The following is a 15,074-nucleotide window of genomic DNA, read 5'->3' as shown; positions in this document are numbered from 1 at the left end:
GCAGATGCCTATCAGGAGAAGGCTCTGATGCAGTGGTGTCACAACGGCCGTCCAGCACGGTCTAGGCTCGGTACTCGGCAGCTCCGGCGGGCTGGCCTGCTCCCGGGTTTTGAGGCAGCTCCCACAACTGCGGTTGTTGTGGTGAGTCTTCTTCCGGGGGCAGTGTGACATCGATGACCCGTTGACCACCGCGCTGCTTGAGGATGCGCACCTTGCGGTACTCGCGCATCTGTAGACGCAGGCTGGCAGGAGTGTGGTGGCCTTGTATCTGGTTAGGGCGAAACAATACGGCCAGACTGTCGCTGTCGGCGGCAGCCAGTTGTAATCGCCGCAATTCGCTGTAGCGATATTCCTGCGCGCCCAGCCAGCTGAACACCGCGCTGCAGGTGGTACTGCGCAGGGCCTGTTCTGTGGCCCAGAGTAAATCCTCACGGCTGCGAGGGTGCACCATTAAGATTTGTCCTGTATCAATGCCTCGTGCCGCCAGCAGCGGGGCGTAGGGTATATAGGGCGGTGCAATGAATGTCTGCCAGCGGGCTTGTTCGCTCAGTTGCTCCATTGCCGGAAGGAATACGCCCATGGCGCCCATTCCGCAGCCATCGCTCAGTAGCTCTACCATGCCGTCTGTAGGCCAGCCCTGCTGCCGTAATTCGGCGTCCAGCGTTGAATAGCCGGTGGGCAGACCCTGCGCTCCGTGCAGATTACTGTTGGCGGAAGCGCCTCCGGCCCGGAAATAATCCTGCCGGCCGCGCCAGGTGTCGTTGCGCTTGATAACCTGTTCCAGCATCTCATTCACGGTGATTTACCTCCGGGGGATAGTTTGGCCAATATACTGTATATATATACAGTAGTACTGTATATCCAGAAATGCAAGCGCGGTGTGGTGGTATATGCGGGGGGTGTTGCCACGGGAGGCAGTGCCGCTCCCCTGGGCGCAGGCCGGTTGAATCAGGCGGCGGCGTTATGGCTCAGCGACGTGACAAGCTGCTCGAGATTGTCCCAGGCGTTGCCGCTGGCGTAGCCCTTGACGTTGCCGTCAACGAGGGCGGCCTGTTCCAGCAATAGCGACAGTGAGTCGCTGTTATGGCGCGAAAGGGCGGACTGCATTAGCGGCATGCGGCTTTTCCAGACGCGGCGGGTAGTGAGCGCCTGTTGCGGTTTTTGTCCCTTGTCGCAATCCCTTCTTGCCTCATACAGCGTGCGAATTTCACGGGTCAGTGCCCAGAGGGCGACCAGTGGCTCCGTACCTTCACCGCGCAGACCGTGCAGCATCCGCAAGCTGCCCGCTGCATCCCCTTTGAGCGCATTGTCGGTCATATCGAACAGGTTGTAGCGGGCGTTGTTGGAGACGGAATTGGTCACCGTGTTGACGGTGATGCGTGTATCGTCCGTCAATAGTTTCAGTTTTTCTATCTCCTGTACGGCGGCCAGCAGGTTGCCCTCCACCTGTTCGCAAAGTAGCTGCAGCGCCTCTCTGTCGATCTCCATATTCGCCGCGCGCACGCGTTGTTGCAGCCAGCGGGGCATCTCTGCAGATTTGACTGGCCAGATCTGAACAGTTGTCCCCGCCTTGTCCAGCGCCTTATACCATTTGCTGTTAACCGATTGCTTGTCGATCTTACCGGCAATTACCAGTAATACGTCATCGCCGCTGGCAAGTTCAAGATAGTCGCAGAGCGCCGCGCTTCCTTCCTTACCGGGTTTGCCGTTGGGAATACGTATTTCGGTGAGTTTACGTTCGGCAAAGAGCGACATGCTGGCAGCGCTGTTCAGTATGTCCGGCCACTTAAAGCCCGCGGCACTGCTGTCTATCACTTCACGCTCAGTACAGCCCGCCTCACGTGCTTTCTGCCTGACCATATCGCAGCATTCCTGCACCAGCAGCGGCTCGTCGCCACTGATCAGGTATACGGGTGACAGTTGTTGTTGTAGGTGGTTGGCGATTTTCTCTGGATAGAGACGCATTATCGTGGGGCAACGTCTGCCGTGGAGTCGGCAGCGGTGTTCCCAAGGTTGCTGGCGTAAAATCCGATGCGGCGTAAAATTTTATCCGCCAGTTCGTTGCGCATTTCAGATTGCAGCAAGCGGAGTTCGCCTTCCTTGCCGACCACGTTGCGGGGGTCGTTTTCCATCTGCCGAACTACGGTGACGGTGGTGGATGTCATGGCGATTTCACCCTCGGCGTCTACGACCCTGAACGCGACGCTCATCGTAAGTTCAAACTCGGATACCCGCGCGTCGGCGCCGATGGAAAGGTTGCTCTGCCTGAATTGTTCATTCCCCAGGTCGAGTCGATAGTTGGCGAAGCCTGCTTCTTGCCACTGCACCCCATTGATTGCAAACCGCGTGAACACCGCACGACTAAATTCGCTGTTGGGATTACTGCTGACCAGTTGCATGCTCTTCCACTCGTCGGGAACAGTGGGTCCGCCAATGCCACGCAGCTGGAAACCGCAAGCGGTTAACAGTGTCAGAACGCACAGCAGTAGGGCCGATCGAAACAGGTTATACCCCGAGTGACTCGAGAGGCGCTGTCGCATTTATTTTTTCCTCGGAAAAATACTGATCAACTTTCCCGGTACAACCTTTACAGCATAGTCGCCGAGTTCCTCGACAAAGCGGCTTACGTTGCCCTCTGCCAGAGCGGCCTCTTCTATAGCGGCATGGTCTGCATCAGCGGGAACTGACACTTTGCCGCGAACCTTCCCTTTTACCTGTACGACCATTTCGACGCTGTCACGGCTCAGTGCGTTTTCGTCTACGACCGGCCACTGTTGATCGAGGATATCGCCGCTCTCGCCCAGTGCCCGCCACAGTGCGTGGCAGATGTGTGGAACAATCGGACTCAGCATCAGAACAATGCCGCGCAGGGCTTCATCCATGATGGCGCGGTCATTGTCTTCGCTGCCCAGTCGGCCCAGCTCGTTGCACAATTCCATGACCGCTGCGATGGCGGTGTTAAATGTCTGTCGTCGCCCATAGTCATCACTCACCTTGGCGATAGTTTCATGCAGCTTTCGGCGTACGGCTTTCTGCTGATCACCCAGTTTAGCGACGTCCAGTGCCGGTGCCGCCCCGGCACCGATGTGTGCCGCCCCAAGTTTCCACAGGCGCTTGAGAAAACGGTTGGCGCCTTCCACTCCTGAGTCAGACCACTCGAGAGATTGCTCTGGAGGCGCCGCAAACATGCTGAACAAGCGCACAGTGTCGGCACCATAACGATCGATCAGGGATTGTGGATCGACTGTGTTGCCCTTGGACTTTGACATCTTGGCGCCATCCTTTAACACCATCCCCTGTGTCAGCAACCGGGTGAATGGCTCATCGGAGCTGACCAGGCCCTCGTCGCGCAATAACTTATGATAAAAGCGGGAGTAGAGAAGATGCAGAATGGCATGTTCTATACCACCCACATATTGATCCACCGGAGTCCAGTAATCAGCCTCGGCATCCAGCATCGCTTTATCGTTTTGCGCACAGCCGTACCGGGCGTAATACCAAGAGGATTCCATAAAGGTATCAAAAGTGTCGGTCTCGCGAGTTGCCGCGCCGCCACAGGCCGGGCATTCAGTTTCGTAAAATTCGGGCATGCTCTTGATGGGTGAGCCGACTCCCTCGAACGCCACATTCGTGGGTAGAACAACCGGTAGATCCGACTCGGGTACCGGCACCGTGCCACAGGCATCACAGTTAATGATGGGAATGGGTGCTCCCCAGTAACGCTGGCGTGATACGCCCCAGTCACGCAGGCGATAATTAACGGTGCGTTTGCCTTTGCCCAGTTCCTGCAGTTTGTCGGCAACGCTATCGAAGGCCTCTTCGAAGTCCTTGCCGTTGAATTCGCCGGAATTGATGGTGCGTGTCTCTGTGCTTTTTTCCGCGTACCAGTCTTGCCACACGTCGGCATCATATTTGTACTTGGGCTTGTCGATCACCTGCACGATGGGCAACTGATATTTGCATGCGAAGGCGTGGTCGCGCTCATCGTGTGCGGGTACAGACATGACCGCGCCTGAGCCGTAACTCATCAATACGAAATTGGCGACCCAGATCGGTATTGGCTCGCCGGTGAGAGGGTGAGTGGCTGTCAGTCCCGTATCCATGCCCAGTTTTTCCATGGTGGCCATTTGGGCTTCGGCCACTTTGACGTTGGCGATGGACTCGATGAATGAAGCGAGTACGGTGCTGGTAGCAGCGGCCTGTCGGGCGATCGGGTGTTGCGGGGCTACCGCCATGTAGGTGGCGCCCATAAGCGTGTCCGGACGGGTGGTGTACACCGTGAGCGACTCACCGTTGTGGTTGAAATCGAGCTCAACGCCTTCGGAGCGGCCTATCCAGTTGCGTTGCATAGTGCGCACCTGTTCCGGCCATTGATCAAGCTGGTCCAGATCTGTCAGCAATTGTTCCGCATAATCGGTTATACGGATAAACCACTGATCGATTTCGCGTCGCTCCACCGGGTTGTCGCAGCGCCAGCAGCAACCGTTGACGACCTGTTCGTTGGCCAGTACGGTCTGATCGGTTTCGCACCAGTTTACTTCTGCTTTTTTCTTGTAGGCGAGGCCCTTTTCAAACAGGCGCGTGAAGAACCACTGTTCCCAGCGATAGTAATCCGGGTCGCAGGTGGTCAGTTCCCTGTCCCAGTCGTAGGCAAAGCCCAGCCGCTTTAGTTGCGCACGCATATCATCGATGTTTTGCGCGGTCCACTGCGCAGGCGGGACATTGTGTTTGATGGCGGCGTTTTCTGCCGGCAGGCCGAAGGCATCCCAGCCCATGGGTTGCAGTACATTCTTGCCCTGCATGCGCTGGTAGCGCGCGATCACGTCGGCGATGGTGTAGTTGCGCACGTGCCCCATGTGTAGCTGTCCGCTGGGATAGGGAAACATGGCGAGGCAATAAAACTTCTCGCGTGTATCATCCTGTTCCACAGCAAAGCTGTTTTGTTCAAGCCAATGTTGCTGTGCGTTTTCTTCAAGTGCCTGTGGATTGTAGTTATGCTCTGTCACGAGTCGCGTGCCATATTTTTGATTGCAGTAAAAATGCAGTCCCGTGCGGTGTGTTCGGGGCGCAGTAATGAAGGACGGATTCTAGCAGCAATTGCCTTCGGCTGCGAAGCACCCGGCGATCTTGCACGAGCCGTACGGTACTGATCCTGTCAACCAAGACACGCCGGGCGGCATCTATCCCAAGCTGGAGGGGCGATCCCGGTATGACGTAAGGATGCACAAAACAATGCCCCGAGCTTGATTATGCGAAGACGAATTGAAAGCCTGGTTGGCGGCTTGACGGTGACTAGTCGTCGCGCCAGAAAGCGATGTGCATCAGCCACATCAGGAGCAGGCTGACAAAGCAGGCAAGAAGGATAGGCAGGTTGCCGAAGCTGGTGAAGGGTGTGCTGCCCAGCATGACCTCGGCCTCGCCGACGAGGGTCGTTGCCTCAAACTGCTCGGTGCGATCGACGATGCGTCCCTGGTGGTCGATGATGGCGGTGATACCGTTATTGGTGCCTCGCAGCACATAGCGACCGGTTTCTCTGCCGCGCATCTGGGCGATTTGCAGGTGCTGCCAGGGTCCGATTGAATCACCGAACCAAGTATCGTTGCTGATGGTGATTAGCAGGTCGGCCTCGCGGGCGCCTTTGGCAACCATGCCGGCGTAGACGATTTCATAGCAGATGTAGGGTGCCAGTCGGTAGGTGCCGGCGCGCAGGGGCGCCTGGTCCTCAGGGCCGGCGCTGAAAGCGGACATGGGCAGATCGAAAAAGTCGATCATGCCTCGCAACAGGCCCTCCAGTGGCACGTATTCGCCAAAGGGAACCAGTCGTCGCTTGAGATAAACTCCCGTGCCCTGGCCGAGGGCGGTCATGCTGTTGTAGTACTTCCCTCCGTCCTCGGGTCGCCAGGGTATGCCTGTGATAAGGGTCGTGTTAGCCGCGCTGGCACGTTCGACCATCGGTTCGAGGAAATCCCCGGCCCGCTGAAAATAATTGGGAACCGCGGCCTCCGGCCAGACCACAATGTCGGCACCCATTACAGGCCCGGTAGCCTCATACAGTTGACTCAGGATCGGCCGGTACCAGCGTGGATCCCACTTGTTTTGCTGGGGCACATTGGGCTGTATCAACGCGACCCGAAGAGGCTCCTCGCTGGCTCGGGCAACCCACTGCGTGGGCTTGAGAATCTCTCCTCCGCCCCACAGTGTTGTCAGTATGACGGCATAGAGGGTGCAGGCCATCGGTTTGCGGCTGCGCCACGCAAGGAACAGGCATGTGCCGGAGATTGCGCAGATAAAGGAGAGGCCAAACACGCCGGTGACGGGGGCCCAGCCTGAGATCGAGGTTTCGACGTGAGCATAGCCCAAATACAGCCAGGGAAACCCGGTGAGGAACCAGCTCCTTGTCCACTCAAGCAGTACCCATAATGCGGGGAAGCCCACCAGCATACCGCCCGGTAGTGGCCGGATATGGCGTGCGTAGCACCAGGCGAACAGCGCCTGGAACAGGGCTATACCGGCGCAGAAAAGCGCCGTGAGCGCCGCAGCCAGCGGCACGTTGGCATTGCCGTGCACGTGGATGCTCACAAAGATCCACGAGACGCCGGTGCCGAACATTCCGCACCCGTAGAGGAACCCTCGCCATAACGCCTGGCGCGGACTGCAGGTGCTGAGCAGCCACGCGTACAGGGCGCAACTGATGATGCCCGCCGGCCACACATCAAAGGGCGCCAGTGACAGCGTGACAAGTGCGCCCGTAAGTGGCGCGAGAATCAGTACGAGCAGGGGGTTCAATCCTGTTTCAGAGCGCATGAAAGACCGCTTAGGCCGGCGGTCGCGCACGCAGGGTGTAGATCTTGCGCTGGTCTGCCTTGACTACTTCGAAGGCGAAATCATTGACGGTGGTTGTTTCATGGCGCACCGGCATGTGGCCAAACGCCTGTATGACCAGCCCGCCGACGGTATCGAACTCCTCGTCGCTGAAGTCGCAGGCAAAGTAATGATTGAATTCGTCAATCGGTGTAAGTGCTTTTACCATGTATTCCTTCTCGTTGATCATCTGGATGGAGCGGTCAACGCGCTCGTCGGTTTCATCCTCGATCTCGCCCACGATCTCTTCCAGCACGTCTTCGATAGTGACGAGTCCTGCCACGCCGCCGTATTCATCGATGACGATGGCCATGTGATTGCGGTTTTCGCGGAACTCCCGCAACAATACATTGAGACGCTTGCTCTCGGGGACCACCATAGAGGGTCGTAGTAATTTTTCTATTTTGAAATCGCTTTTACCCGTTTCCAGTATAATAGGGAGCAAGTCTTTGGCGAGCAAAATGCCCAGAACATCGTCTGGACTGTCGCCGATCACAGGGTATCGCGAGTGTGCGGAACTGATAATCAGGGGCAGTATCTCTTCCAGAGTGCACTCCGCCTTGATCAGGACCATCTGTGAGCGAGGAATCATGATATCCCTGGTCTGCATGTCGCTGACCTGCATGGCGCGCTCAATGATGCTGCAGGCGTCCTGATCAATGACTTCATTTTCTGCGGCAATCGCGAGAACGTCTTCCACATCCTTGCGCGTTCGGGGCTCGGAGTTGAATAGCAACGCAATCTTATCCAGCCAGGATTTATCCCGAGACGTGCTGTTGGAGCGGGAGTCATTCATTGTTGCTGTTGTCCGTCGGCGAGAGATTGGTTGTCGTGAGGATTGGCGTAATCGAGCTTGGCGAGTATTTCAGTTTCGAGTGATTCCATTAACGCGGCCTCTCTCTCCTCGAGGTGATCATAACCGAGCAGGTGCAGGGTGCCGTGCACTGCCATATGAGCCCAGTGGGCCTCGTTACTCTTGCCCTGCATTGCGGCTTCCTCGCGCACTACGGGAGCACAGATCACAATATCACCGAGCAGAGGCAAATCGACATCGGAGGGTAGGTCGGCAGGGAAAGACAATACATTGGTAGTGCCTTGCTTATTGCGATACGTTTCATTGAGTGAACACATCTCTGCTCGGTCGACCAGACGCACACACAATCCTGCCTCGTCAGTGTGCGCGCTGCCCGCGAGAGCCGCCGCCACCCAGCGATGAATATCATCGTTGCCGGGCACGGGTTCGGCACTGGCGGACTGTACATCCACGTGCAGTTTCACCTCCGGCCCTGGTCCAGTTCGTTGCTGCTGCTTTCGATGCTGTCATAGGCCGCAACGATGCGCTGCACCAGCGGGTGACGCACCACGTCCTTGTTGTCAAAGTAGATCATTCCGAGTCCGTCCACGCCCGTGAGCAGCTTACTGGCATGGATCAGGCCGGAATGCGCGCCGCGCGGCAGATCGATCTGGGTGGCGTCGCCTGTGATCACGGCGGTGGAGCCAAAACCGATGCGGGTGAGAAACATTTTCATTTGTTCCCGTGTGGTGTTCTGTGCCTCATCAAGAATGATGAATGCGTTGTTCAGCGTGCGGCCGCGCATGAAAGCCAGCGGGGCCACTTCAATGATATTGCGTTCGATGTATTTATTGACGGTTTCGAAGCCCAGCATTTCGTAAAGCGCGTCGTAAAGTGGCCGCAGGTAAGGGTCTATTTTCTGGGTCAGGTCACCCGGGAGAAAGCCGAGTTTTTCTCCGGCCTCGACCGCGGGGCGCACCAGCAAGATGCGGCGTACCTGCTCTTCCAGCAGGGCCTCGACCGCGCAGGCCACGGCGAGATAAGTCTTGCCGGTGCCGGCCGGTCCAATGCCGAAGTTGATATCGTGCTGTTTGATGGTGCGGACATAGTCCTGCTGGTTTTTGCCCCGAGGCTTGATGGAGCTGCGCTTAGTGCGGATGATCTGTATTGGCGCCACATTCGGCTGACCGGCGCTTTCCAGCAGGTGCTCGAGCCCCGCCTGTTGTAGCTGTAGATGCAGGGATTCAGGACTGAGTTCCACGCCCTGGCAGACCTCGGTATACAGGTGAATGAGCAGGCTCTCTGCTGTCGCGACATTAACCGATGGTCCACTGAGTTGCAGATGGCTGCCGCGGGCGCTGATGGTCACGCCAAGGCGCTGTTCGATCTGTCTCAGATGGCAGTCCAGGTGGCCGCAAAGTGTCGCCAGATGGCGTGCGTCATCAGGTTCCAGAGTAAGGCTTTGTTGCATCAACTGTCGAGACGACGGTTGCGGGGGAGGTTCGCTGTTCAAGGTATCCTGTCGCCGCGGCGGGCAGTGCAATTAATGATAAGGATATACGGGATTTTGCGGTCGTCAACCATTGACCAGTATTCCCCTGAGGGAGTTTGGCAGAGCATCCTGTATTTCCACGTCGACAAACTGGCCGATCAGGCCCCGGTCGGCTGCGGGAAAGTTGACTACCCGATTGTTCTCGGTGCGACCTTGCAGTTGCCCCGGGTCTTTGCGGGAGGTACCGCTGACCAAAATGCGCTGGGTCGTGCCGACCATTTTTCGGCTGATAGCGGCGGCCTGTTGCAAAATACGGCCCTGCAGGATCTGTAGCCGTTGCTTTTTCACTTCCTCTGGCGTGTCATCGGGCAAATCCGCCGCGGGGGTGCCGGGCCTCGCGCTGTAGACAAAGCTGAAGGACGTGTCGAAGCCGATATCCTCTATCAGCTTCATAGTGGCGGCGAAATCCGCTTCGCTCTCGCCCGGGAAACCCACGATAAAGTCCGAAGAAATGCTGATACCGGGCCGGATGGTCCGCAGGCGACGGATTCTGGACTTGTACTCCAGCGCGGTGTGGCCCCGTTTCATGGCCGCCAGCACCCGGTCTGAGCCGCTTTGCACTGGCAGGTGCAAATGGTCTACGAGTTGGGGAATGTGTCGGTAAGCCTCTATCAGGGCGTCTGAAAACTCCATCGGGTGAGAGGTCGTATAGCGAATACGCTCGATACCCGGGATGCGCGCCACGAAATGCAGCAACTCGGCGAAATCGACGATGTCGCCCTCGTGGTTTGCGCCACGGTAGGCATTGACGTTTTGCCCCAGCAGATTGACCTCCCGGACACCGTCGCCAGCCAGGTGCGCTATCTCTGCTATCACGTCGTCCAATGGGCGGGAGACCTCTTCACCACGGGTATAGGGCACGACGCAAAAAGTGCAATACTTGCTGCACCCCTCCATAACGGAGACATGGGCGCTGGGCCCGTCCGATTCGGGCAGGGGTAATCGGTCAAATTTCTCGATTTCCGGGAAGCTGACGTCGACCACAAGGGTGCCGTCGCTGTGGCTTTGCTCCAGCATATCCGGCAGGCGATGCAGTGTTTGTGGTCCAAACACCAGATCCACGTAGGGCGCCCGGCGCCCAATATCCGCTCCCTCCTGGCTGGCGACACAGCCGCCCACGCCGATCACCAGGTCCGGGTTTTTCTGCTTAAGCTGCTTCCAGCGGCCCAGCTGGTGGAAGACCTTTTCTTGTGCTTTTTCCCTTATAGAACAGGTATTTAAAAGAAGTACATCGGCTTCTTCGGGGTTTTCAGTTGGCACCATGTCGCAGCGCTCGTGCAGCAGGTCTGCCATACGCGCCGAGTCGTACTCGTTCATCTGGCAACCGTGGGTCTTGATGTAGACTTTTTTATTCAACTGGCTGTCGCGGAGGGCATAGCGCCGCTACTCTCTTGCTCAACGGGTTGCGGAGTATACCCGCAGAATTCGGGTAAACACAGTCATTCCGCGACTCATGCGGGGCCTGCTTTTGCGGTCTCCGGGCCCCATCGCGCGCCGTTCACCCCGCCGTGCTGCATCCCGCTGAGGGTGCTGGTATTCTGCGAGAAGGGTGGTAAGATTGCCGCCCTCCGAAAAACGATGTCCGGTGGCTGTCTGACCGGGAGGCCGCCGATGCTTGAGAGTGCGATGGCAAACGAACCCGTCTACAAGGTGATTTTCCAGAACGGCAGTCAGGTGTTCGAGGTATTCGCACGCCAGATTTACCAAAGCGATATGTGGGGCTTTATTGAGGTCGAGGAATTCGTCTTCGGAGAGCGATCTCAGATACTCGTGGATCCCAGTGAAGAGAAGCTCAAGAACGAGTTCAGTGGGGTCAAGCGCAGCTATATTCCTATACAGGCGGTGATTCGTATCGACGAGGTTGAAAAAGAGGGCAGCAGTAAGGTGTCCGCTTTAGCCTCCGGTGAGGACAACGTCGCCAGTTTTCCGTTCGCCGGTATGCCTCCCGAGCAGAAAGAGAGCGATTAGTCAGCAATCCCGCGACCCGGTTCTAACCCCGGTTCAATCTCTCCTGCAGCGACGCAAGTTTGACACACACGACAAACGCATTCATCGCAGCCGTCAGGTCCTCCAGAGAGGGAAAGGTCGGTGACAGGCGAATGTTGCTGTCGTTGGGGTCTTCCCCGTAGGGAAAAGTGGCGCCCGCCGGAGTAAGCTTTACGCCTATGTCGCCCGCCAGGGCCACTACGCGCTTTGCCAGTCCCGGCAGGGTTTCAAAAGAGACGAAATAGCCGCCGCGGGGCTTCGACCAGCTACCCATACCAAGGCCGGCGAGCTCGCGTTCCAGTGTGTCCAGAACGCATTCGAAGCGTGGCCTGATCAGCGCGGCGTGCTGCGCCATATGGCTGGCAAGATTTGCCGGGTTCTTGAGAAAGCGGACATGGCGCAGTTGATTAACTTTGTCCGGGCCAATGGTCTGAAAGCCCAGGTGTTGTTTCAGGGCGGCCAGGTTGTCTTCACTGCTGGACAGGAACGATATACCGGCACCGGCGAAGGTTACTTTGGACGTAGAGCCGAACTGGAACACGCTGTCGAGCGTGCCGTATTGTTTGCAGTAGGCGTGCAGCGGTGCCAGTGGCGGCGCATCTTCATAGAGCGCATGCACCGCGTAGGCGTTATCCCACATCACGAGAAACTGCGGCGCTGCGATGTTGCCAAGACGCGCGATACGCGCCACGGTGTCCTCGCTGTAGACACAGCCGCTGGGGTTGGCGAAGCGGGGTACGCACCATATGCCCTTGATTGAATGGTCCGCCTCTGCAAGGGCCTCGACGCGGTCCATATCCGGTCCGGTGTCGAGCATTGGAACAGTGATCATCTCGATACCGAGATGTTCGCAGATAGCAAAGTGCCGGTCATAGCCTGGTGCCGGACACAGAAATTTAACCGGGTCGTCATTGCCCCACGCGGTGGAGGGCCCTCGCAGCCCCTGACTCAATGCACACTCTATGGCGGCATACATCAGCGACAGGCTGGCGTTGCCGCCTACGTAGGTGGAATCTGGCGGTGTGTCCAGCACTTGCGCGAAGAGTTCCCGGGCCTCCTCCAACCCTTCCAGTCCTCCATAATTCCGGGTGTCCGTGCCGTTGCTGGCGCGGTAGTCCCCGGCGAGTATGCCGTCCAACGCATCAGACAGCGCCAGCTGTTCCTTGTTAGGCTTGCCTCGAGTCAGATCCAGTGACAGGTCGAGACCACGCAGGGCTTCATACTGCTGCCTGAGGTCTTCCAGTTGCCCGGACAGCTCAGGTTCTGACATGTGATCGGTAGCCACGGTACGCTCCTTGCAAGATGGCGCCTGATGCGCCCCGGTTATTTACGGCGGAGGAGTATACCGACTGTGAGACGCTAACTGTACGTGCAAGCTTGAAAAATACTGTGGCGTCCTTATGTATAGTGGTCGGGGAAGCATATTACGCCCGATGACGTGGAGCTATGTGGGTATGACTGAGTACGACGAGGCGGTAGACGGGGAAGTGGTGCCTGCAGAGGGGGCGCACGGAGCGCCAGCGGTGGCGGACGACGTCCTGCCAGAGACCCTGCACCTGATTCCGATTCCCAAGCGGCCCTTCTTTCCGGGTCAGGTGCAGCCGGTGGGCATTAACCCCCTCGAGTGGGGGGCGACCCTGCAGGCGGTGGATGAGGCCGGACATGGCCTTATCGGGTTGGCTTACGTTGAGCACGAGGATGCGGGTGTATTAGACCAGCGTCAGTTTCCGGATATTGGCTGTGTGGTGCGTCTGCACCGCCCTCCGATGGCGTCGCCGGATCAGGGCGGCCAGTTCCTGGCACAGGGGGTCAAGCGCTTTCGCATTGTACGCTGGCTGAGTGACAGTCCGCCCTACCTCGCGCAGGTGGAGTATCCTCGCAGCCAGGGTGATCGGGACTCGGATGAGATCAAGGCCTATGCCATGGCGCTGATCAAGGAAATCAAGGAGTTGCTGCCCCTGAGTCCGCTGTATAGCGAGGAGCTCAAGCAGTACATGGCGAACTTCAGCCCGGCCCAGCCTAGTTTGATGGCAGACTTTTCCGCCGCACTGACTACCGCGTCCGGTGAGCAGCTGCAGGAGATTCTGGAGACCTTGCCGCTGCGTGCACGTATGGAAAAGGTACTGGTATTGCTGCGCAAGGAGAGAGAGGTCGCTGCCCTGCAGGGCCAGATCACCAGTCAGGTGAATGAGAAGGTCTCTGAAAACCAGCGCGAGTTCTTTCTTCGGGAACAATTAAAAATCATCCAGAAAGAGCTCGGCATCTCCAAGGATGACCGCACTTCGGATGCGGAGATGTTCGAGGAGCGAATCAAGGATCGCGACCTGCCAGAGGCGGCGTCGAAACGTATTCAGGAGGAGCTACACAAGCTTTCCGTATTGGAAACCGGTTCTCCGGAGTACGGAGTGACACGCAATTATCTCGACTGGGCAACGAACGTGCCCTGGGGTGTGTTGTCCGATGATAACCTGGATCTCAAGCGCGCTCGACTGGAGTTGGATGCGCATCATGAAGGTCTGGAGGATGTTAAGAAACGCATCCTTGAGTTCCTCGCAGTGGGGGCGTTCCGCGGTGAGATTGCGGGTTCTATCCTGCTGTTGGTGGGACCTCCCGGCGTGGGTAAAACCAGTATCGGCCGCTCGGTCGCCGATGCACTGGGACGAGAGTTTTATCGCTTCAGTCTCGGCGGTATGCGCGACGAGGCTGAAATTAAGGGCCACCGGCGCACGTATGTTGGTGCCATGCCCGGCAAGTTTGTGCAGGCGCTGAAGGAGGTGCAGGTATCCAACCCGGTTATTATGCTTGACGAGATCGACAAGATCGGCGCTTCCTATCAGGGCGATCCGGCATCAGCCCTGCTGGAGGTGCTGGATCCCGAGCAGAATAGCGAATTCCTCGATCACTATCTCGACTTGCGGGTCGACCTGTCGAAGGTGCTGTTTATTTGCACCGCTAACCAACTCGATACCATCCCCGGTCCTTTGTTGGACCGCATGGAGACCCTGCGGTTATCCGGTTATGTCGCAGAGGAAAAACTGTCGATCGCCAAGCGGCACCTCTGGCCGCGGCAGTTGGAGCGCCATGGTCTGACCGACGCACAACTGAAGATTAACGATGCGGGGCTGAAGTATGTGATCGATTCCTACTGCCGGGAGGCGGGGGTGCGCATGCTGGAGAAACAACTGGCCCGCATTATGCGTAAATCCATTGTGCGCTTGCTAGAAGATGACGAGAAGAAATTACGCGTAGGCCGCAAGGACATCGATTCTCTGCTGGGCAGGCCGCCCTTCCAGCCGGATCGTCCGTTGCGCGGACTCGGTGTAGTAACGGGACTTGCCTGGACGGCGATGGGCGGTGCGACTCTGCCGATCGAGGCTTCACAGGTGCACACGCTCAACCGCGGCTTTAAACTGACCGGGCGACTGGGTGAGGTGATGAAAGAGTCCGCCGAGATAGCCTATAGCTACGTAGTGGCACATCTTAAAGATTACGGTTGCGACCCGGATTTTTTCGATGTGAGTCTGGTGCACCTGCATGTGCCCGAAGGCGCTACACCCAAGGATGGCCCGAGTGCGGGTATTACCATGGCCACGGCGCTGGTTTCGCTGGCGCGCAAGAATCGTATCCGTCGACCACTGGCGATGACCGGGGAGCTGACCCTCACCGGGCAGGTGCTGCCTGTGGGCGGGATTCGCGAGAAAGTGATAGCGGCCCGTCGCAGCAAGATCATGGAGCTCATTATTCCCTTTGGCAACCGACGAGACTTTGAAGAACTGCCCGACTACCTGCGTGAGGGCATTAATGTGCACTGCGCGCGTAATTACCGCGAGGTGTTCGAGTTTGTATTCGACGAGCACCGCGTAGACAAGTCGCTGCATTAAT

At 57.7% G+C, this 15,074-nt stretch carries 12 protein-coding genes; 2 read left to right on the top strand and 10 right to left on the bottom strand.

Annotation, left to right across the window (positions count from 1 at the left end; translation table 11 throughout):
* Positions 1 to 61: 61 nt before the first annotated feature.
* The 9 genes from imuA to miaB form a co-directional block, all read right to left on the bottom strand.
* Positions 62 to 787 carry a translesion DNA synthesis-associated protein ImuA gene (gene imuA / locus EYC82_RS09860; protein WP_279250682.1) on the bottom strand — a complete coding sequence of 242 codons (726 nt, stop codon included), beginning with the start codon at positions 785 to 787 and terminating at the stop codon, positions 62 to 64.
* Between the two features lie 161 nt (positions 788 to 948).
* Positions 949 to 1,965 carry a DNA polymerase III subunit delta gene (gene holA, locus EYC82_RS09855; protein WP_279249361.1) on the bottom strand — a complete coding sequence of 339 codons (1,017 nt, stop codon included), beginning with the start codon at positions 1,963 to 1,965 and terminating at the stop codon, positions 949 to 951.
* Positions 1,965 to 2,540 (bottom strand): LPS-assembly lipoprotein LptE, encoded by a 576-nt coding sequence (locus tag EYC82_RS09850; protein ID WP_279249360.1) that lies wholly within the window; start codon positions 2,538 to 2,540, stop codon positions 1,965 to 1,967. Before EYC82_RS09850 ends, holA begins: the two co-directional genes overlap by 1 nt.
* Positions 2,541 to 5,006, bottom strand: coding sequence for a leucine--tRNA ligase (gene leuS, locus EYC82_RS09845; protein ID WP_279249359.1), 2,466 nt, complete (start codon positions 5,004 to 5,006; stop codon positions 2,541 to 2,543).
* 286 nt (positions 5,007 to 5,292) lie between these two features.
* Positions 5,293 to 6,804, bottom strand: coding sequence for an apolipoprotein N-acyltransferase (gene lnt, locus EYC82_RS09840; protein ID WP_279249358.1), 1,512 nt, complete (start codon positions 6,802 to 6,804; stop codon positions 5,293 to 5,295).
* A 10-nt stretch (positions 6,805 to 6,814) separates the two neighbouring features.
* Complete coding sequence (locus EYC82_RS09835) at positions 6,815 to 7,657, bottom strand: HlyC/CorC family transporter (RefSeq protein WP_279249357.1); 843 nt, start codon at positions 7,655 to 7,657, stop codon at positions 6,815 to 6,817.
* Complete coding sequence (ybeY, locus tag EYC82_RS09830) at positions 7,654 to 8,139, bottom strand: rRNA maturation RNase YbeY (protein ID WP_423243903.1); 486 nt, start codon at positions 8,137 to 8,139, stop codon at positions 7,654 to 7,656. The genes EYC82_RS09835 and ybeY overlap by 4 nt, the downstream gene beginning before the upstream one ends.
* A complete protein-coding gene (locus EYC82_RS09825; RefSeq protein ID WP_279250680.1) occupies positions 8,136 to 9,125 on the bottom strand; it encodes a PhoH family protein in 990 nt (329 codons plus the stop codon). The genes ybeY and EYC82_RS09825 overlap by 4 nt, the downstream gene beginning before the upstream one ends.
* A 105-nt stretch (positions 9,126 to 9,230) precedes the next feature.
* A complete protein-coding gene (gene miaB / locus EYC82_RS09820) occupies positions 9,231 to 10,562 on the bottom strand; it encodes a tRNA (N6-isopentenyl adenosine(37)-C2)-methylthiotransferase MiaB (protein WP_279249356.1) in 1,332 nt (443 codons plus the stop codon).
* Positions 10,563 to 10,832: 270 nt separating this feature from the next.
* On the opposite strand from miaB, the gene EYC82_RS09815 reads away from it, so the two are divergent.
* Complete coding sequence (locus tag EYC82_RS09815) at positions 10,833 to 11,174, top strand: DUF1820 family protein (RefSeq protein WP_279249355.1); 342 nt, start codon at positions 10,833 to 10,835, stop codon at positions 11,172 to 11,174.
* Positions 11,175 to 11,196: 22 nt separating this feature from the next.
* Here EYC82_RS09815 and EYC82_RS09810 read toward each other — a convergent pair whose 3' ends face one another.
* Positions 11,197 to 12,462 (bottom strand): aspartate aminotransferase type Ic, encoded by a 1,266-nt coding sequence (locus EYC82_RS09810; RefSeq protein ID WP_279250679.1) that lies wholly within the window; start codon positions 12,460 to 12,462, stop codon positions 11,197 to 11,199.
* A 184-nt stretch (positions 12,463 to 12,646) separates the two neighbouring features.
* On the opposite strand from EYC82_RS09810, the gene lon reads away from it, so the two are divergent.
* On the top strand, positions 12,647 to 15,073 hold the full coding sequence (lon, locus tag EYC82_RS09805) for an endopeptidase La (RefSeq protein ID WP_279249354.1): 2,427 nt from the start codon (positions 12,647 to 12,649) through the stop codon (positions 15,071 to 15,073).
* Position 15,074: the final 1 nt, after the last annotated feature.

It is taken from the genome of Candidatus Marimicrobium litorale (assembly GCF_026262645.1).
GTDB classification, from domain to species: domain Bacteria; phylum Pseudomonadota; class Gammaproteobacteria; order Pseudomonadales; family Halieaceae; genus Marimicrobium; species Marimicrobium litorale.
The sequence above is the reverse complement of the archived record's forward strand: the minus strand, read 5'-3'. Positions and strand labels throughout refer to the sequence as shown.